We start from the raw sequence: 19568 nt of genomic DNA on the forward strand, positions 1-19568 counted from the left end.
CCTGCCATTTGAAAGCTAACGGAAATCCCGTGGCTTGATCTTGATGCCCTCGGTGGGTTGGCCGGGAATGATACCGGACCCGAGGCGGAGGTCGGGAATATAGATGTCGCGCGGATTGCGGCCGAGCGGCTTCGTCTCCGGATCGCGCGGGTCGGGACCCACGGGGCTCTTGACGACGTCGGCGCGGCCTACCTTGTAGATATCGGCGATGTCCTTGCGCTGCCCGACGCTCGCGAGCAGCGGGGAGAGGTCGTCGAGCCTTTGCGCGACGATATGGATGACCTCGCCCTCGCGCTGAACCTGACCGCGCACACCCATCATCGCGGCGCCGAGGACCACGGGGCGATATTTCTCGAAGACATTGGTCCACACGACGAGGTTCGCGACCTCGGTCTCGTCTTCGAGGGTGATGAACATGACGCCCTTTGCCGAGCCCGGCTTCTGGCGGACGAGAACGACCCCGGCGAGGTTGACCCAGCGGCCGTCCTTGATGCCGTGAAGCTCCCGGCACGTGATGATCTTTCGCGAGCGAAGCTCGTCGCGCAGGAAGGCGAGGGGATGGGCCCTGAGTGACAGACCGGACGCTCTATAGTCCTCGACGACCTCGGCGCCTTCGCCCATCGGCGCGAGCAGCGTTTCGGGTTCCAGCGCTTCGCGCTGGAGACGTCCGGCGCGTTCGTCGGCAGCCTGAAAGAGGGGAAGGGCGGCAGGTCCGAGGCCCTTCACTTCCCATAGCCCTTCCCGGCGCGAGCTTCCGAGCGAGGCGAAGCCGTCCGCGTCGCCGATCCGGTCGAGCGCGCCGCGCCCGACCCCGGCGCGGCGCTGGATTTCCTCGGCGCTGCTATAGGGCTCGCCGGCACGGGCCGTGGCGACCGCGGCGCCATCCTCATTGGCGAGACCGCGGACCATGCGCAGACCCAGGCGCACCGCATGATATTTGCCGTTGGCCGCTTCTTCGAGTGTGCAGTCCCAGCGGCTGTGATTGACATCGATGGGCCTGATCTCGACGCCATGATTGCGGGCATCGCGGACGATCTGCGCGGGCGCGTAAAAACCCATCGGCTGGGCGTTGAGCAGCGCGGCGCAGAATGCGTCGGGATGATGGCATTTCATCCACGACGAGGCATAGGCGATGAGCGCGAAGCTCGCGGCGTGGCTTTCGGGAAAGCCGTAGGAGCCGAAACCCTCGATCTGCTTGAAGGTCTTTTCGGCAAACTCGCGGTCGTAGCCGCGGCCGACCATGCCATCGATCAGCTTGTCGCGGAAATGGCTGACCCCGCCGGTGAGTTTGAAGGTCGCCATCGCGCGGCGGAGGAGATCGGCCTCGCTCGGGGTGAAGCCGGCGCATTCGATCGCGACGCGCATCGCCTGCTCCTGGAAGAGCGGGACCCCCAGCGTCTTCTCAAGCACGCGCCTGAGTTCGGGGGTCGGGTAAGTCACCTCCTCCTGTCCGTTTCGGCGGCGGCGATAGGGATGGACCATGTCGCCCTGGATCGGGCCCGGCCGGACGATCGCGACCTGAATGACGAGATCGTAGAAGGTGCGCGGCGCCATGAGCGGGATCGACGCCATCTGGGCGCGGCTCTCGATCTGGAAAACGCCCAGCGTGTCGGCTTTGCGGATCATCGCATAGGTCGCGGGATCTTCCGCGGGAATGGTGGAAAGATCGTGCTTCAGTCCTTTGTGATCGTGCAGGAATTCGAAGGTACGGCGCATGCAGCTCAGCATCCCCAAAGCAAGGATGTCGACCTTCATGAAACCGAGGGCGTCGATGTCGTCCTTGTCCCATTCGATGACCTGCCGGTCTTCCATCGCGGCGGGCTCGATTGGCACGAGTTCGTCTAGCCGGTCGCGCGTCAGCACGAAGCCGCCGGGGTGCTGCGAAAGGTGGCGGGGCGTGTTGATGAGCGTGCGCGCGAGCTCGAGCGTCAGCGCGAGGCGCTTGTCCCCGAGGTCGAGGTTCAGCGCTTCGGCATGCTTTTCCTCGACGCCCTCGCGGCTGTAACCCCAGACCGCGCCGGCGAGCCCCGCGGTGATGTCTTCGCTAAGCCCGAGCGCCTTGCCGACTTCGCGGACGGCGCCGCGCGAACGATAACGCGTGACGACTGCGGTCAGCGCGCTGCGGGTCCGGCCATAGGTCTCGTAGATCCACTGGATGATTTCCTCGCGCCGCTCATGCTCGAAGTCGACATCGATATCGGGCGGCTCCCGGCGCTCGGCGCTGACGAAGCGTTCGAACAGGAGTTCGGACCGCACCGGATCGATCGAAGTGATACCAAGGACGTAACAGACCGCGCTGTTCGCCGCGCTGCCGCGGCCTTGGCAGAGAATCTCGCGGCGGCGGGCTTCGGCGACGATCGAGTGAACCGTCAGGAAATAGGGGGCGTAATCGAGTTCTCCGATCAATCGCAGCTCATGCTCGAGCTGAGTGCGGACCTCGGTGCTGACGCCTTCGGGGTAGCGGACGGGAGCCTTCTCCCATGTCAGCCGCTCAAGCTCCTCCTGCGGGGTGCGTCCAGGAACCTGGATCTCGTCGGGATATTGGTAACGCAGTTCTTCGAGACTGAAGGTGCAGCGCGCCGCGAAATCGACCGTGCGGGCGACCGGCGAGCTGTCCTTGAGGTAGCGGCGGAACAGGCGCTCCATCTCGGCCGCCGTCTTGATGTGGCGGTCGGCGAAGCGCTCGCGGCGATCACCAAGCTCGTCGATCGTGCATTTCTCCCGGATGCAGGTGACGACATCCTGCAGCAGGCGCCGGTCGGGCATGTGATAGAGGACGTCGCCCGTTGCGAGCGTCGGCACTTTCGCTTTGGCGGCCAAGGCTGCGAGATCGCGCAGCCTGATCGCGTCGCCGGGGCGGCGCCGGATCGTGAGTGCGAGATAGAGGCGATCGCCGAAGATGCGACTGGCGCGGGCGATCGCCGCCTCGGCTGCGCCATCGGCGCGGTCGGGAAGCAGGATCGCAAGCAGACCCTCGTTCCAGTCCTCGAGATCGGGCCAGTCGAGATGGCAGGCGCCCTTGCCGGCGCGCGTCTTTCCGACGCTGAGCAGCCGGCACATCCGCCCATAGGCCATCTTGTCGGTTGGATAGACGAGAAGTGCCGTGCCATCGGCAAGATTGAGGCGCGTGCCGGTCAACGCGCGAACGCCGGTAACCTTCTCGGCGTCCCACGCGCGCACGATCCCGGCGACGCTGTGCCGGTCGGCGACGCCGAGCGCGGGCAGTCCGAGCATGGCAGCGGCGGTGAAGAGCTCCTCGGGCGACGAGGCCCCGCGCAGGAAGCTGAAATGCGTCGTGACCTGCAGCTCGATATAGGCCGCCCCGTCATCGGTCATGCGAAAGCAACGCTGCTTGATGGCCGCATCACGCAAATGCAGTTAAACACCGGTGGCAGTCTCAAGCGAATGCGGTTCGCTACCGGTCGCATTCTCAAGCGAATGCTCCGTGAATAAACCAGCGCATCGAACCGGTTGCGGGATTGACCCCGTCGCCGAGGCGGAAGAGCCAGTAACGGCCGCCCGTCTCGGTCTCGACCTGATAATAGTCGCGGACGGTGAGGTGGGTTTCGCCTTCGATCCCGCCCTCGCGCCACCATTCGCCTTGGAGCCGCTCGGGTCCATCGCCTTGGGTGACCCGGTAGCGTTTACGGCGCCAGATGAAGAGGCGCGGCGCATCGTCGGGGAGCAAGGCGACGACATCGACTGGTTCGGGCCGCGCTAGCATGCGCGACGGCCGCGGCCAGTCGCTCCAGCTCTCGCCTGTCTCGGGCGCGAGCGCGGGGAGGGCAGCAACCGAGCGCTCGGGCATCGCGCTCGGTCGCGGCGCCGCGCGCTGGAGCGCGCGCTGCCCGAAGCGATTGGCGAGCGTGTCGACCAGCGCGGGAAGATCGGGTCCGCGCCGTCCGATATTTTCGAGCGCGTCGGCCTGGCTCCCTGGCTGCCGCTCGGCGAGCGCGGCGACGAGGGTCATCGCCTCGATCCCGAGACCGGGATCGATGCTCTCGATCCGCGCGGCGAGCAGCTTCGCAAGATGCCGGGGATCGCGCGAGGGCGAGGCGGTTCCGACACGGGTGGCCTGCGTCTGCCCGTCGACGCGGTGGAAATAGCAGTCGAGGCGCCGCGCGCCCGTTCCCGCGCGGTTGAGCTGGCCCGCGATATCGTGCGCAAGGTCGCCGATCACCTGCGCCAAGGCGTCCGCCGTCGCGAGCGGCTCCATGAAGCCGCGCCTCGCCTGCGGCAGCTCTTCGGGGAAGAGCGGTTCGATCGGCTCCGGCAGCGTGCCGAGTGCCTGGTCGAGCCGGCGATGCAGTTCGCGCCCGAACCGTTTCGCGAGCGGACCGCGTGGGCTCCCGATCAGCTGCTCGATCCGCTCGAAGCCCAATTTGCGAAGGCCTTCGACATCGGCGGACGGCAGGCGGAGCGCTGAGACGGGTAGGAGCGCGATCGCCTTACGGTGCGCTCCGGGTTCAACCGTGACAGGCCGCCCGGCGGGGACATGGCGGGCGGCCGCATGCGCGCAGCCGGCCGTGTCCGCGACCGCAATTTGCAGGCTGAGACCGAAGGCCGCGACGCGGCGGTGAAGATCCTTGAGCAAGGCTCGCTCGCTGCTGAAGATGGCCGCGCAGCCCGTGATGTCGAGCCAGAGCCCGTCGGGCGGATCAGGCGCGACAACCGGCGAATAGCGTGCACCTGCCCAGAGGGCGAGGCGACGCAACCCGTCGAGATCAGCCTCGGGCTCGGCGTCGACGACATCCAGCTCGGGCGCGAAAGCCCGCGCTTTCGTGATCGTCATGCCTGTCTGGATGCCAAGCATTTGCGCCTCGCGGCACGTCGCCGCGACGATACGCCGGCCATGGTCGGGAATCGCGGTAACGAGCGGGCGGGGCGGGGCGCTGCCGTCAGGCTGCGGCTTGCGCATCTTCCTGCGCAGCCGGTCGGTCGACCAGTGCGGCAGGAAGAGCGATACGACCCGTCGCATCGCAGCCCTCCACGATCCAGTTGTAGGGATTGCCCCCGCGCGCGCGCTCGAGCGCGACGCGCCAGCGCGCGCGTCCGATCGCGGGGATGCCGAGATCCTCGGTCGGACTCGCGGTGATGCGCCAGCGGGTCAAAGCGGCGCTGCCTTCGGCAGGCTCGCCGGCCTTGCAGGCCCGGCGGAAGATGAAGGCGGGGACGCCCGAGGCTTCGGCGGCGAGCTGCAGCCGCTTCGACGCGGTGGTGCTGTACTTCTTGACCTCGCCGACGACCCCGGCGAGCCCCGGATGGCGGAGGCACTCCTCCATCGCGAGGAGGACGTTGGTGTCGCTGCCCGCTTCGACATGAATGAGCCGGTCGGGATGCAGTCCGGCTAGATGAAGCGCGGGGGCGAAGAGATCGCGCCAGCGCAGGCACCAGAAAACCGGGCCGTCGCTCCGCGCGAGGATGCCGGCGAGGAAGATCGTGGCGCTCGCATCGTCGGCCAGTTCGGGGCTGCCGGCGAGCTCGTGGAGCGCGCCCGTCGCGATTCCGCGCGCCGGGATTCGCGAGTCGAGATCATCGATCCCGAACGGAATGACGTCATGACGCGCGCCAACGCCTTCGATTTGCGCAATTTTGGCGCGAATATCTTCAAGAACGACGGACTGGCGCATAGGTGCGGATAACTCGGTAAGCTGGTCTTATGTTCCTTCTTTGTTCTCATTGCCCGCTGTTCGTCAAGGCGCGCTGCGGCGAAGCGGTGTCATCGCTGTGGATGAAAGACCGGAAAGCGAGGGTGCCGGGGGCGCCGCCGGCCGGAGGGAGGTACGAGCCGGCGGCGGGGCATACTGAAGGTTCGGGCCCTTGCGCCGGGATGCGGCAACGGAGCGCGGAGCGGGGCAATCGCGACGGCCGCGAGCCTGGCTTTCGCGTCCGGAGTCATGATTCCGCTGAGGCCCATTGTCTCCCGTTGCATGGGACCTTTCCCGCATTGGCTGCCTGATTGCGGGGCTCGGCTCGCCTAATGCCGTCAACCCCCTGCGGGGGTTCGCCCTCGCATGCGCTCGGTGACGGCGGCTCACGGCCCCTCCTTCTGGCGCCATCGGGGATGGTCCCCGAGCATCAAAGGAGACTGAACATGGGTACCACCATTGGAAATCTGACCCTCAAGGACGACGGAAGCTACGAGGGCACGCTCGCGACCTTGATGGTCACCGTGCCGATCGCGATCGTTCCGAACGGCCGCAAGATGAAGGAAAGCGAGCCTGTCATCAACACGAGCCGCAGGACTTATCACGTCGAGCTTCGCGCGACGCCATCGACCTATATGGCCGCTGTTTCGTGGCGCTATCCGCGGGACGAGCTGATCGCGCTTCGCGCCGCCGAAGCCGAGCGTGTGCGGGCCGCGCCGGTCGCCGGCGGGATCGACCTGCCGTCGCTCAACTTCGCGTATCGGATCAGCGGCGACAAGGTCGCATGGCGACCGTTGCGCGCGTTCGACGACGGCCGGCAGCTCTTCGTCGAGTTCGGCCCTTCGGTTGCGACCGGCGAAATGCCGCCGCTGTTTGCGGTCGGCGAGAAAGGGGCGGCCGAACTCCTGAATTACCGGGTCGATGGCCGCTTCATGATCGTCGACCGGCTGTTCGAACGCGGCGAGCTACGGCTCGGGGCAGGTAAGGCGGCGAAGAAGGTTCGCATCTCGCGCGACACGCCGGTCGAGCGAGGCCGCCCGTGAGCCGGCGCGAAGACGTGCCGGGGGATCCGCTCGATACGACGGAAGCGAGCCCCGCGGCTCCCGAAGCGGAGGCGGCGGCGATGGCGCCGCCCAGTCCCGACGGCTTTCGTCTCGAGGGCGAGCTGCCGAACGTGATGCGCTTGTCGCGAAAGACGCTCGCCGTGCTGGGCGGGGCCGCAGGAATCGCAATCGGGGGCGCCTTGCTCTGGGCGCTGCGGCCAGTCGATCCCAAAGCCGCGCAGGAACTTTACGAGGTCGCGGTGCCGAACCGTTCCGAGACTGTGACCGGCGCCCCGGCCGATTATGGCGCCGTCCCGAAACTCGGTCCGCCCCTGCCGGGCGATTTAGGCCGACCGATCGTATCGGCGCAGAAGGCGGGCGAGCCGATGCCCGTGCCCGCAATGGGGCCGCCGCCAGCCGACCCCGCGCAATCGGCACGTAAACAGGCAAGACTGCGCGCTATGCAGGAGCGTGAAGCCGCCCAAGGCAGTCGGCTCTTCTTGGGGGGAACCGGCGGTGCGATGTCCGGAACGACTGCAGCCGAGGCGCTGTCTTCGCAAGCTCAGGCCGCAAACGTACCAGAAGGTGCAAAAACGGGCCGGCAGGCTTTTCTCGCCGGAGGCCCGCGTGGTGGGGCCGAAAGCGGTGAGCGCATTGTTGCGCCGAGCTCGGCCGCAGTCATTCAGGCAGGAACCGTTATCCCGGCAGCGTTGATCACTGGTATCCGCTCGGACCTGCCCGGCCAGATCACTGCGCAGGTCACGCAGAATATCTACGATAGCCCTACGGGACGCTTGTTGCTGGTTCCGCAGGGCGCCCGATTGATCGGCGAATATGACAGCGAGGTCGCGGCAGGTCAGCGCCGGGTACTTCTGGCTTGGGATCGGCTCATTTTACCCGGAGGACGATCTATTCGCCTCGATCGCCAGCCGGGTGCCGATGCGGCCGGCTATGCAGGACTCGAGGATCGCGTGAACAGTCACTGGGGACGCATGCTGCGCGCCGCCTTGGTTTCGTCGCTACTCGGAGTCGGTACAGAATTGGCGGCGAGCGGCGAGGGCGATCTTGTCCGAGCGCTTCGGTCCGGCCTGCAGGACGGCACGAATGAAGCGGGACGGCGAGTTGTCGAGCGAGAGATTTCCATGGCGCCGACGCTCACGGTGCGCCCCGGCTTCGTCTTTCGCGTCATCGTGACGCGGGATCTCGTTTTTGAGAACAGCGAGCGTAGGTGATGAGCAAGCTTCGCCTTGGCCCGATCATTGAAGAGAAGCCCGTCAAACTTACGATTGAGCTCCCGGGCGCTCTCGTGCGCGACCTTCAAGATTATGGTGCTGTCCATGCCAAGTTGAACGGATTGCCCGAGGCGATCCCGCCCGAGCGGCTCATTCCTCCTATGATCGAACGCTTTATTGGGAGCGATCGGGAGTTTAGCAAGCAGCGCCGGAGGAAGCCATGAGCGACCGCCCCGACCGACTTGTTCGCCTCGCAACTGTAATTTCGCGCACCGGGCTCTCGCGATCAACGATCTACGAGAAGATCGCCGACGGCACTTTTCCGAGCCAGATCCGCTTGAGCAAAACTGCCGTCGGCTGGCGAGAGTCGCAACTTGATCGATGGATTGCAGACCCACCCTCTTATCGAACCGACATTACGGGGTAAGGGATCGTCCTTTTCCGCCGATCTGACTGCGAGCGACATTTCGCCCGGCCACCCGTGATACCATTGTTTGCACGACCGCACTCGCTTCGCCACCACAGGTCAAGCCACACTCCTGCAGATTTCGACCTCAGAAATCCCGCGTCCGGCGATGGCCTAAGCCGATGTTCAGCTTCGTGCGGTACATCATGTTGCTGTGGCTTTGATCCGCTTCCTCTCACCACGGCATGGGGACCCTTATTCTCCTCTCAAAGGGCGATCCATCGCGACCAAAATCTTCGACACGATCGGCTATATGAAAAACGTTCGTTCGAATTTTTTTCGCCAGCTGAAGAAATGTGTGGGGGAAAATGTGGGGGAATCAAGCCCTCTTGACGACCTAAAATACTGATAAATCAGGTAGTAAATCTAAGGTTCGATACAAGCCCTGCCACCAGGGGTTTTCCCCACACAACCGAGAGCATCGACAGAAGGCCAAGCGCTTGCGCTGCTTTCAGGTGATCCGTGTCCGCCAGTCCATGCCGATCCGGACGTGTCAAATTCCTCCTGAGGGAGGAAATGTGGGAAAAAACTGATCATTCCAAACCTAACTGCAGCGACGGCAAAATTGGAAGATCGGCCGGGTCGCCGTGGCAATGGCGAGGGCCTTTTTTCGTCGTGTCACCGAGCGGAGCGAAGTTCGGGGTGGGCCGTGTCCAGAAATTCGGTCGCCGACACGCCTTCGATCTGGGGCGCGCATCGCTCTACGGTCAGAACGACAGGCCGTTGACAATTTCTGTTCGGGGCAATTATGCTCATATCAGAAAATATTTTCAAAATAGAAATTTCTTGCGGAGGGGCATACAGCGTGGTCTCGAATAAACGATTGAGGCATTTTGTCGTGTCTAGCGCGAGCCTGGCCCTGTTCGCCGGTCAGGTCTTCGCTCCGGCTTTGGCCGAGACGCCCACTCCAGCGCCGGTGATATCGCCGGCGACGCCGGAAGCGCTCATAGGGCTCGACGCATATATCGAGGGCGCCCGGCAGACTTGGCAAGTGCCGGGCCTGTCCATCGCGATCGTCAAGGATGACCAAATTATATATTCCAGAGGTTTCGGTGTCCGCGAGGATGGCAAGCCGGGCAAGGTCGATGCCGATACCGTCTTTGCGATCGGATCCGCGACCAAGGCTTTCACTGCCGCGGCGCTCGGCATGCTCGTCGATGAGAAGAAGATCGAGTGGGACGGCGCGGTGCACGATTATATGCCGTCGTTCGAACTTCAGGACCCCTATGTCACCCGCCACGTGACCGTACGCGATCTGCTGTCGCATCGCACCGGCGTCGTTACCAACGGCAGCCTCTGGTATGGATCGGGGTTCGACCGTCAGGAAATCATCCGGCGGCTACGCTTTCAGGCCGAGACGCTCGGTTTTCGCAACCAGTTTCAGTATCAGAATGAGATGTTCATCGTTGCGGGCGAGATCGTCACCGCAGTGAGCGGCGCCAGCTTTGACCAATTCATTACCCGCCGCATATTCGAGCCGCTGGGAATGCGCCGGACCAGCACCAGTATTACCGCTCTCAAAGCGATGAACAATGTCGCAACGCCGCATGTGCTGCTCGAAGGCAGGATGATACCGGTCGAATATCGCATGATCGACAATGTCGGCGGCGCCGGGGTGATCAACTCCAGCGCTCGCGACATGGCGCAGTGGCTGCGCCTGCAATTAGGTGGCGGCACTTTCGAGGGCAAGCGGCTGATCGCCCCCACGACGCTGGCGGAAATGCATAGCGGTCAGATCGTCCCGCGCGGACGAGCCGACCCGCTTTTCAAGTTCAGTGAATACGGCCTTGGCTGGGGCGTGCAGGAATATCGCGGTCAAAAGATTGTCCAGCATTCCGGGGCGATCGACGGGATGCAGAGCATGGTTGCAATGATACCTGAAAGGAAGCTCGGCATAGTCGTGCTGACCAACGGCCTGCGCACAAAGCTGGCTGCGGCCGTCGAATTGCGAGTGCTTGATGCGTTCCTTGGCGGGCCTGCGACCGATCACAGCGCCGCCATGAAGCAGGAGAATGATGACGCGGTCCGAATTGCGCGAGAAAAGGCAGCGGCGATGTCGGGTCCAGAGGCGATTGCGCCCGCGCGACTGCCGCTCGGTCGCTATGTCGGCACCTATTCGAGCGACTTGCTCGGTAAGATCTCGATCACGCTGGCCGACGGCAAGCTCAAGCTAGCACGTCCGCAGGCAACGGCGATGCTCAACCATGATCGCAACGATATGTTCAAGGCACAGTGGGATAGTCCTGGCCAGATGAGCATAATCGGCCAAACCCCCGTCGGGTTCACCTTTGCCCCGGATGGAGAGATCGCCACTCTGGAACTCGGTGGCGACAAATTTGCGCGCGAATAGGTGTTCTTGAAGGGTGCGCATCTTCCACCGTCGATGGACAGCTTATGAAGTCCGAAGCCAATAAGCTGGTCGCTATTGGCCGGGAAGCTGCGACCTGAGCTTCCTGCGTTCATTCAATTCGTTGGAGCCTAAGAAGCGGAACGTTTCCAATTTTCGTGAGTCCCGTCACCCACTGTTACCACGAGCGTGTGGGAATGGCGAAGTGAGCGCTGTTGGTATAATAGGAGGCGACCGGCTTTCCGTCCGCGTCGAGCGCCGGCTGGAACCGGGCGCGTGCCATGATCTTGTTGCACACCGCGTCGTCGAAGTCCTTCGGCCGAGTCGAGAGCTGGATATGGCAGCTCTGAGGGATTCCCCGTTCATCGACAATCAATCGGAAATGTACCAGCCCTTGGTAGCCAAGGAACCTCATCCGAGACGGATAATCGCTGCTCCTCAACCATTTGCGGGGGTCGCCGTTAGGCGTGACGCGGCGCGACAGCCTCTTGTCTACCTCGGCATCGATGCCCCAACCGCGAAGCAAATCGTCGTTGCAGGCTGTCAGCGCCTGTTCGGCGGCCAACATTGATCCGGTTTCGAGTACAACCGACCGCTTGCCAGCAATGCGCAGTTCGAGAAATTGGATCGCGGAGTAGAGCGCGGGATCGATGGGCCGTCGCCTATTTGGCTCTCCCTCATCTTCCAGAGCCGCCTCTTTGGCATCATAGCCCGTGATCCACACGTTCCCGCCGACGACGATCGCGGCCTTTCCGTTGTCGAGGGTGCCGGGTGCAAACCTTTTCTCGAATTCGGCATCGTTCGGACCGAAGCGAAGAACGATTCTGCGTACATCGCTACGCACGTCGACCGGACTACCGACAAGTGTCATATGGACTCTCGGGCCCGGCCGAAATCGGTCGAGGACAAGCGTCACCTCTTCTTCGCCACTACCGAATGAACGCGCCAGCCGGCAACTGTCGTCGGCATAGTTGACGTGCCAGTTTGACGACGGCTGGAGGCGCATCGGCTCTGCTGCGTAAGCTTGCGGCATGAAGGCCAAAGCTAGGAAACCGGTTAAAGTTGAAAAGTGCCACATGAACTAACCTCATCAAGCATCCGCCGAGCTGAGGAGGATTGCGACTTGGATAGCCCATTTTCGGTATTATTCTATAAAATACTTTCGCTTAACTAATGCGGCCGCGCCATTTTTTCGGAATCGTGATTTTGTCATCATTCAATAGTTACGTGGCCCTTGGTAAGGCTGCCGTTTTCAGACCCACCTGTCTTGGAAGCTGCCGCGACCAGCCGATTTAAGCCGCCGCTCATCAGGAGATCGACCTACGTCGGCTTTCGCTATTGTCGCGCCAAAAGCTGCCAGACCGCGAATGGCCAATGTCATTCGGTTGCTGCTACACGATTGCTTAAAAGTCTCATCCAGCGAGCGGGATAGCCGCTCCGGCCGCCTTTTGGGCAGTCAGCCATGGTTCAATGCGCCGTATCGCCTCCTCGACCAGGTCGGTGGAGACCGCGAAGCTGAGGCGGATGAAAGCCTTGCCATCGACCGGATCGAAATCCAGCCCGGGCGCCACCGCCACGCCCGTGTCGCGCAGTAAGGCTTCGCAGAAGGCGAGGCTGTCATCCGTCAAATGGCCGACATCGGCGTAGATATAGAAAGCGCCATCGGGCGGAGCGATCCGCCGAAGCCCCATTTTGGGAAGCGCTTTGAGTAAGAGTTCGCGATTGCGCGCATAGGTTTGGATATGACCTTCGAGCTCCTCGCGGCAGTCGAACGCGATCAGGCCGGCATGCTGAGCGAGAGAGGGCGGCGTCAGGAACAAATTGCCCATGCGGGCACGCGCCGCGTCGATCAGCTTCTCGGGAACGACGAGCCAACCGAGGCGCCAGCCCGCCATGCTGAAATATTTCGAAAAGCTGTTGACGATCAGCGCATCGGGCGAGTGCTTCAGCATAGTTTCAGCGGGACGGGTATAGCTTAGCCCGTGATAGATTTCGTCCGAGACAAGGGCAATGCCGCGGCGTTCGCAGACCTCCGCCAAAGCCCGCAATTCCTCCGGCGGAATGATCGTGCCGGTGGGGTTGGCCGGGCTCGCGACGATCAGCCCATCGGGCGCGGGCTCAAGCCGTTCGACCGCTTCGGCCGTGATCTGGAACCGTTCGGCTTCGCCGCAGGCGAGCTCGACCGGCTCCAGATGAAGGGCTTTCAGCGTATTGCGATAGGCAACATAGCCGGGGCGCGCCAGCGCAACCCGGGCGCCGGGGGAAAACAGGCAGGAGAGCGCAAGGACCAGCGCCGGTGACGCGCCGCAGGTGAGGATGACCTGTTCGGGTTCGACGCCGACCCCATAGGTTTCTTCATAGTGCGCCGCGATACGTGCCTTCAGTTCCGGACTTTCCCAATAGCCCATGCCGTCGGTATCGAGAATATGGTGTGCCGCCTCGATCGCCGCCGCGGGAGCGCCGGTCGAGGGTTGACCGAACTCCATATGGATCACCGACCGTCCCTCGGCGCGCATCCGATGCGCAAGACGGCTGATCGTGATGGCATGAAAGGGATCGATTTCGACCGGCATGGTAAACTCCACATAATATCGACCAACACGTCGCGCCGGACTGATAGGGACACCCGTGCGATTGTCCAACGCAGCTTCTTTTGCCGGCATTCTTGTACATGCCTGAGCGACAGTGCCTAGGAGCACACCAACAGTTCACGCGGCAGTCTTCACGACATGCTGCGCCACGACCTCCTGCACCTGGGAACGCATCGCGCGGACGTTGGCTATCGTCACGAAACACTGATAATTTTCAATTCTCTCCGGCACTGACTCCCGAACGTCCACATGTGCACGCGATGCACCGCAAACATGCGTCTGCCAACGGTCAGCCCCAGTCAGTTGACACGACACGAACAGTTCGACGTCCATCGGAGAAAACCATGCAGTTTGGAGAAATGCAATCCTGATTGGAAAATTATTTGGAGTTGATCGGCGAATCCGCCATGGTCGAGCTCCCAGACACGGCAACAGGATTCGCGATCATGCGCATAGGTTCGATCCGTCACAGTTTTGCATTGTCCGCGTTGTTACTTGGTCTTCTCGTTGGCGCGCCTGCGATGGTTCAACCGGCGGCGAGTCCGCCGATTGCCGCCGCTCCAAGCCTCTCCGGATATGAAGCGCAGGATGTGATGATCCCGACGCGCGACGGCATCCGGCTGCACGCGCAAGTCTGGCGTCCGAAGGGCCATGTCGGCGAACTTCCCATTCTCATGACACGGTCGCCCTATGGCTTTACGCGTGATCGGATCGACCGAAACCTCAGCAAGGCGGGGGCCTATGGCGAGTTGGCTGAGGACAAGTTCATCTTTGTCTTTCAGGACATTCGCGGCCGCTTTGGCTCCGAAGGTGAGTTTGTGAACCTACGCCCGCTGAAGAAGACGGCCGACGGAATCGACGAGGCGACCGACACCTACGACACCATCGAGTGGTTGATCAGGAACCTGCCTGAAAATAACGGCAAAGTCGGCGTGTTCGGCGTCTCCTATGGCGGCTGGACCGCAGCTATTGCGACAGTGAATCCGCATCCCGCGCTCAAGGCGGTCACATCGCAGGCGTCGCCCGAAGATATGTTCATCGGTGACGACTTCCTGCACAATGGTGCCTTCCGGCTCGATTATGCCTGGTCGTGGGTGTCGGCGCTGGAGACCGACGGGCGGACGATGAACGCGTTCGATTTCGGCACCGACGATGCCTATGGCTGGTATCTGAAACAGTCGGACCTCGCCAATATGGATCAGCAATTGCTCGGCCGTTCCATGCCAAGCTGGCAAAACTTCGTTTCACATCCAAACTATGACGGCTTTTGGCGCGCGAGCCGAACCTCGCACATGATGCCCAAAAAGGTCGCTGTCCCCAATCTGATCGTTGCCGGCTGGTGGGACCAGGAAGATTTTTATGGTCCCATGACAATCTATGCCAATCAGGAGAAGGGTGACGACCGGGGTCTGAATTATCTGGTGGTCGGGCCATGGAACCATGGCGGTTGGCGCGGCGATGGAAGCAAATACGGTCCGTACGAACTGGGCGGGCCGACGGGGGAATGGTTTCGCACTTCGGTGGAGCTTCCCTGGTTTCGCCATTGGCTCAAGGGCATCGGCAAACTCGATCAGCCCGAGGCGCTCGTTTTTCAGTCGGGTAGCAATCGGTGGCAGCGCCTTTCGCGCTGGCCCGCCGCCGAAGGCAGGCGACGCAACCTGTATCTCCATCCCGAAGGCAAGCTCTCCTTCGACGCGCCGCAGTCGCGCAAGGGCTCCAGTAGCTTCGTTTCGGACCCGGCGAACCCGGTTCCTTATCGCGATCGGACCATATTGAAGCCGTTCATGCGGCCGGGGTCTGACTGGTCAACGTGGATATCGGACGACCAGGCGCCCTTTACGCAAAGAAAGGATGTGTTGTTCTGGCAGACCGAGCCGCTGGTAGAGGATGTTACCGTCGCTGGCGACATTGCGGCGCGCTTGTTTGCCAGTACGACTGGCACCGATGCTGACTGGGTGGTCAAGCTTGTCGACATCTATCCGTCCGATGCGGCGATACCCGAGGGCTTGCGCGGCCGTCAGCGCATGATTGCGAACGATGTGTTCCGCGGCCGCTTTCGCGTCAGTTATGAAAAGCCGGCGGCGCTCAAACCGGGTAAGGTTCTGGAATATAGGATCGACCTCCATTCGGCGTCGCATGTTTTTCAAAAAGGCCACCGTATCGGCGTGCAGGTCCAGAGCAGCTGGTTCCCGCTGATCAACCGCAATCCGCAAACTTTCATACCCAATATTCTGAGGGCGAAGTCAGGGGATTATCAGGCGCAAACCCATTCGGTCTTCTATTCGCGTGACTTTCCTTCCTCGATCTCGATGTCCGTGGCACCAAACGGTAAATGATCAGCCCGCGAATGAACCCCGTGGGCTGGGAATTCCTTTCTCTTTGCATCCGACGAAGCTTAAAAGAACAACCGGCCCCGATGCTTAAGCGTGTCCTCTGGGTCGGCGAAATGGCAAGTTCCGAAGCGTTGGCCGACCGACGTCGCGAGTATTCCCTCGGCAACGTACATATGCCCACGGGCGAGCGTTGATTTATCTGTCAGGCTTGCGGCTCCAAATCCTGAAAGCGGTGCCGGTTGCTAGCGCTCGCGCCCCGCCGTTGCGCGAATCTCGTCGATCGGGCTCACCAGATAGGAGGCGAGCGAACGGCGGCCGGTGCGTATGTCGGCGGTGACGGCCATGCCGGGGGTAAAGGGGATCGTCGCGCCGTCACGCCGGATCGTCGCATGGTCCAGCGTGATCCGCGCGGTATAGATAAGACCGCGCTTTTCATCCTGTACCGCGTCCGAGCTGATATGTTCGAGCCGGCCCGGCACAGCGCCGTAACGCGTGAAGGGAAAGGCTTCGACCTTGAGCGCGACGGGTTGGCCAGCGCGGACGAAGCCGACATCCTTGTTGGCGATGGTCACTTCTGCGACCAGCTTCCCACGTGTCGGCACGATGACCATGATCGGCTTGGCTGCCTCGACCACACCGCCGACGGTGTGGACGGCCAGTTGGGTGACCGTGCCGTCGACCGGACTGACGAGGCGCTGAAGGCTGCTGCGTTTCGCGGCCTTGGTCAGTTCTTCCTTGCGCAGCCGAGCGTCGCTCTCGGCTTTGGCGAGGTCGGCGAGGATGCGGGCGCGGGCCTCGGCGGTGGACTGGCGCGAATTGCCGCCGGCGACTGCGATCTGCGCCTCCGCCTTACGCGCGGTGGCAAGGGCGGCATCGCGGTCGCGCGCGGCGACGAGCCGTTGGCGGCGCATTTCGATCACACGCAGCTTCGACACATAGCCTTTTTCAAGCAATTTCTCGTTGGCAGCGATCTGCTCGTCGAGCAGCGGGAGGGTCTCGGCGAGCTTGGCTGCTTGGATCTGTGCCTCGGCCCGCGACGCGCGCGCGGATTCGGTGTCGGCGGCGCGCGTCTGGCTACCCGCCCGGATCTCCGCGAGTTGGGCGCGGGCGAGCGCGATTTGGGTGTCGGCCACGTTGGCGGTGGTTCCGGCGGGCGGCGTGAAGCGGAGCCCCTGACCGTCCAGCGAGGACAATATGGCGCGCAGCCGCGCGGCGTCGAGCATCGCGGCCTCCAACGCCTTGCTCGCCTGTGCCGTATCGGCGTCCGAGACGGTGGGATCCAGCTCGACGAGCGGCTGGCCGGCGCGGACGCGCTGGCCGTCACGGACCAGGATGGCGTGCACGATCCCCGCCGCGCCGGGCTGGATCAACTTGACGTCGTCGGCGGGGACGAGCTTGCCCGGCGCCGACGCGACGACATCGACCCGGCCAAGAACCAGCCACAGCACGGTAACGGTGAGCAGGCCGAGCAATAGCCAGGCTGTGACCCGCGCGGTCGGCGACACGGGGCGCTCGATCACTTCGAGCGCGGCGGGAAGGAAGTCGGCCTCCTCGGTGCGCAGTACCCCGCGCGATCGCGCACGTTCATTGTCGAGCGCGTCGCGCACGGAGGTCCAGTGACGCGTTAGTGCGTTCATGCCGCAGCTCCGGCTTGCACGCCGATCTGGCGGTGATGGAGCGCGGAATAGCGGCCGCCGAGGCGGAGCAACTCGTCGTGGGTGCCGCTTTCGACGATGCGCCCCTTGTCGAGCGTAAGGATGCTGTCGCACTGGCGGATCGCAGAGAGGCGGTGTGCGATGATCAGCACTGTGCGGCCGGCGGCGATCGCCTTGAGGTTGCGCTGCACGACCTCCTCGCTCTCGGCATCGAGCGCCGAGGTCGCTTCGTCGAGAATAAGGATGCGAGGATTAGTGATCAGCGCACGGGCAATGGCGAGGCGCTGACGCTGACCGCCCGAGAAGTTGACACCGCGCTCCTCCACGATCGTGTCGTAACCGCGAGGCAACTCGAGAATGAAATCGTGTGCGCCGGCGAGGCGGGCTGCGGTCATAACGCGCTCGATCGGCGTAACGGGGTCGGCGAGCGCGATATTCTCGCGGATCGAACGATTGAAAAGGATATTCTCTTGCAACACCACCCCGATCTGGCGGCGTAGCCAGGCGGGGTCGATCTGGGCAATGTCGACGCCATCGATCAGCACGCGGCCGCTTGCGGGCAGATAGAGGCGCTGGAGCAATTTGGTGAGCGTCGATTTGCCCGAGCCCGAAGCCCCGGCGATACCGAGTGTGGCGCCGGAGGGCAGGTCGAGATCGATGCCGTCGAGTGTCCAGGGACCCTCGGCGGCATAACGGAAGCGGACATTCTCGAACCGGACATGACCGGCGAGCGTGGGCAAGGTGGTACGCGATCCGGCGCCGGGCTCCGTCCCGGCGTTCAGGATGTCGCCCATCCGCTGGACCGAGAGGCGCACCTGCTGAAAGTCCTGCCAGAGCTGCGCCATGCGGATTACGGGCCCCGACACGCGCTGGGCGAACATGTTGAACGCGACCAGTCCGCCGATGGTCAGCGCGCCGGCGATGACCTGTTGCGCGCCAAAGAACAGGATAGCGGCGAGGCTGAGCTTCGAGATGAGCTGGACCGTCTGGCTGCCCGAGTTGCCAAGGTTGATCACGCGCTGGTTGGCGGCGCTGTAAGCGGCAAGCTGGCGCTCCCAGCGGTCCTGCCATTGCGGCTCGACCGCGGCGGCCTTTAGCGTCTGTATGCCCGAGACGCTCTCGACGAGCAGCGCGTTGTTTGCGGCGCCGCGTGCGAACTTTTCGTCGAGCCGGCGCCGCAAGGGGCCCGTGACGACGAGCGAGACGATCACATAGGCGGGGAGGGTAAGCGCGACGATGACGAAGAGGAGCGGCGAGTAGAGCCACATCGCGACCATGAAGACGATCGTGAACAGCGGGTCGATCAGGACGGAGAGCGAGGCATTCGTCATGAATTCACGCACCGTCTCCAACTCGCGGACGCGCGTGACGGTATCGCCGACGCGGCGATTTTCGAACCAGCCAAGCGGCAGGCGGAGCAGGTGGCGGAAGAGGCGGCTGCCAAGCTCGACATCCAGTTTCTGGCTCGTTTCCGAATAGAGCCGGGTACGCAGCCAGCCGAAGGCGACTTCCCAGAGTGAGACGACCACCAGCCCTATGGCAAGCACCTGCAGGGTTGCGAGGCTGTTGTGTGCCAGCACCTTGTCGACGACATTCTGGAAAAAGAGCGGCGCGGCGAGGCCGAGCAGATTGAGCGCGAGCGTGATCAGCAGCACCTCGCCGATCAACTTTCGGTATTTGACGATCTGGGGGACAAACCAGGTCATGTCGAAGGCGGGTGCTGCGACCTGCGCGGCGTCGCGGGTGGCGACGAGGAGCAACTCGCCCGACCAGCGGGCCTCGAGGTCTGCGCGGTGCCAGCGCTCGATTTCGGCGCCGGGGCGCTGAATCGCGACGGCATCCTCGCCCACGCGGCCGATCACGAACCAGCCCCCGGCGCCGTTGGCCAGTACGGGCATGGGAAGGCGTCTCAACCGATCGAAATCGCCGCTCGTGACGCGCGCGCGAACGCCCTCGATGCGCTTTGCGAGACGCACCAGATCGGATGCGGCGACCGGTGCGGAATGGCCAAGGCTGTGACGCAACTCGGCCGGGTCCGCGACGATGCGGTGCATGGCGAGGATCTGGGCGAAGGCCGCGAGCCCGGTGTCCACGGGCGGCTCCGATGTCCCGGGGGACAGGTCCTGCTGCACGGGTGGGTCTCCGATCGGATTATTGAAGCGTTGACAATCTGCGGGGTGCGGCACCGTGACTCGTCCGGCACGAACCTAGGTAGCGGCCAAAGTCTGGAGAGCGAAGGCACTGCGGCTCCGG

12 protein-coding genes and 2 pseudogenes are annotated in these 19568 nt (G+C 63.3%); 7 read left to right on the forward strand and 7 right to left on the reverse strand.

Going from position 1 to position 19568, the window contains the following annotated elements; translation table 11 throughout:
• Window positions 1-15 precede the first annotated feature (15 nt).
• From SC1_RS07525 to SC1_RS07535, 3 genes are all read right to left on the reverse strand, one after another.
• A complete protein-coding gene (locus SC1_RS07525) occupies window positions 16-3336 on the reverse strand; it encodes an error-prone DNA polymerase (protein ID WP_062179601.1) in 3321 nt (1106 codons plus the stop codon).
• 94 nt (window positions 3337-3430) lie between these two features.
• Window positions 3431-4978, reverse strand: a complete 1548-nt coding sequence (locus SC1_RS07530) for a DUF6504 family protein (RefSeq protein WP_062179604.1) — start codon at window positions 4976-4978, stop codon at window positions 3431-3433.
• Window positions 4899-5630 carry an ImuA family protein gene (locus tag SC1_RS07535; protein ID WP_054727824.1) on the reverse strand — a complete coding sequence of 244 codons (732 nt, stop codon included), beginning with the start codon at window positions 5628-5630 and terminating at the stop codon, window positions 4899-4901. The genes SC1_RS07530 and SC1_RS07535 overlap by 80 nt, the downstream gene beginning before the upstream one ends.
• Before the next feature lie 464 nt (window positions 5631-6094).
• On the opposite strand from SC1_RS07535, the pseudogene SC1_RS22630 reads away from it, so the two are divergent.
• From SC1_RS22630 to SC1_RS07555, 6 genes and pseudogenes are all read left to right on the forward strand, one after another.
• Window positions 6095-6214, forward strand: a pseudogene (locus SC1_RS22630) (DUF736 family protein); the annotation flags it as partial.
• 9 nt (window positions 6215-6223) lie between these two features.
• Window positions 6224-6691, forward strand: a pseudogene (locus SC1_RS07540) (TrbG/VirB9 family P-type conjugative transfer protein); the annotation flags it as partial.
• Window positions 6688-7923, forward strand: a complete 1236-nt coding sequence (locus SC1_RS07545) for a TrbI/VirB10 family protein (protein ID WP_370568720.1) — start codon at window positions 6688-6690, stop codon at window positions 7921-7923. The pseudogene SC1_RS07540 and the gene SC1_RS07545, both read left to right, overlap by 4 nt.
• Window positions 7923-8147 (forward strand): DUF2274 domain-containing protein, encoded by a 225-nt coding sequence (locus SC1_RS07550; protein WP_054727774.1) that lies wholly within the window; start codon window positions 7923-7925, stop codon window positions 8145-8147. Before SC1_RS07545 ends, SC1_RS07550 begins: the two co-directional genes overlap by 1 nt.
• Window positions 8144-8350 carry an AlpA family transcriptional regulator gene (locus SC1_RS21535; RefSeq protein ID WP_082395575.1) on the forward strand — a complete coding sequence of 69 codons (207 nt, stop codon included), beginning with the start codon at window positions 8144-8146 and terminating at the stop codon, window positions 8348-8350. Before SC1_RS07550 ends, SC1_RS21535 begins: the two co-directional genes overlap by 4 nt.
• Before the next feature lie 877 nt (window positions 8351-9227).
• Window positions 9228-10739 carry a serine hydrolase gene (locus tag SC1_RS07555; protein WP_193749129.1) on the forward strand — a complete coding sequence of 504 codons (1512 nt, stop codon included), beginning with the start codon at window positions 9228-9230 and terminating at the stop codon, window positions 10737-10739.
• 175 nt (window positions 10740-10914) lie between these two features.
• On the opposite strand, the gene SC1_RS07560 is transcribed toward SC1_RS07555, so the two are convergent.
• On the reverse strand, window positions 10915-11814 hold the full coding sequence (locus SC1_RS07560) for an energy transducer TonB (RefSeq protein ID WP_083435739.1): 900 nt from the start codon (window positions 11812-11814) through the stop codon (window positions 10915-10917).
• 334 nt (window positions 11815-12148) lie between these two features.
• Window positions 12149-13309, reverse strand: coding sequence for an aminotransferase class I/II-fold pyridoxal phosphate-dependent enzyme (locus SC1_RS07565; RefSeq protein WP_062179613.1), 1161 nt, complete (start codon window positions 13307-13309; stop codon window positions 12149-12151).
• A gap of 464 nt (window positions 13310-13773) precedes the next feature.
• Here SC1_RS07565 and SC1_RS07575 point away from each other — a divergent pair, with 464 nt between their 5' ends.
• Window positions 13774-15663, forward strand: a complete 1890-nt coding sequence (locus tag SC1_RS07575; protein ID WP_062183766.1) for a CocE/NonD family hydrolase — start codon at window positions 13774-13776, stop codon at window positions 15661-15663.
• A gap of 239 nt (window positions 15664-15902) precedes the next feature.
• On the opposite strand, the gene SC1_RS07580 is transcribed toward SC1_RS07575, so the two are convergent.
• Together SC1_RS07580 and SC1_RS07585 are read right to left on the reverse strand one after the other, a co-directional pair.
• Window positions 15903-17297, reverse strand: a complete 1395-nt coding sequence (locus SC1_RS07580) for an HlyD family type I secretion periplasmic adaptor subunit (RefSeq protein ID WP_062179620.1) — start codon at window positions 17295-17297, stop codon at window positions 15903-15905.
• Window positions 17294-19408, reverse strand: a complete 2115-nt coding sequence (locus SC1_RS07585; protein ID WP_274520231.1) for a type I secretion system permease/ATPase — start codon at window positions 19406-19408, stop codon at window positions 17294-17296. The genes SC1_RS07580 and SC1_RS07585 overlap by 4 nt, the downstream gene beginning before the upstream one ends.
• Window positions 19409-19568: the final 160 nt, after the last annotated feature.

It is taken from the genome of Sphingopyxis sp. C-1 (genome assembly GCF_001047015.1).
In the GTDB taxonomy this organism is placed as follows: Bacteria; Pseudomonadota; Alphaproteobacteria; order Sphingomonadales; family Sphingomonadaceae; genus Sphingopyxis.

Excerpts from the sequence above, each read along its gene's own strand:
- SC1_RS21535 (WP_082395575.1), top strand. The coding sequence starts at position 8,144 with ATGAGCGACCGCCCCGACCGACTTGTTCGCCTCGCAACTGTAATTTCG.
- SC1_RS07565 (WP_062179613.1), bottom strand. The coding sequence starts at position 13,309 with ATGCCGGTCGAAATCGATCCCTTTCATGCCATCACGATCAGCCGTCTT.
- SC1_RS07580 (WP_062179620.1), bottom strand. The coding sequence starts at position 17,297 with ATGAACGCACTAACGCGTCACTGGACCTCCGTGCGCGACGCGCTCGAC.
- SC1_RS07560 (WP_083435739.1), bottom strand. The coding sequence starts at position 11,814 with ATGTGGCACTTTTCAACTTTAACCGGTTTCCTAGCTTTGGCCTTCATG.
- SC1_RS07530 (WP_062179604.1), bottom strand. The coding sequence starts at position 4,978 with ATGCGACGGGTCGTATCGCTCTTCCTGCCGCACTGGTCGACCGACCGG.
- SC1_RS07550 (WP_054727774.1), top strand. The coding sequence starts at position 7,923 with ATGAGCAAGCTTCGCCTTGGCCCGATCATTGAAGAGAAGCCCGTCAAA.
- SC1_RS07535 (WP_054727824.1), bottom strand. The coding sequence starts at position 5,630 with ATGCGCCAGTCCGTCGTTCTTGAAGATATTCGCGCCAAAATTGCGCAA.
- SC1_RS07575 (WP_062183766.1), top strand. The coding sequence starts at position 13,774 with ATGCGCATAGGTTCGATCCGTCACAGTTTTGCATTGTCCGCGTTGTTA.
- SC1_RS07525 (WP_062179601.1), bottom strand. The coding sequence starts at position 3,336 with ATGACCGATGACGGGGCGGCCTATATCGAGCTGCAGGTCACGACGCAT.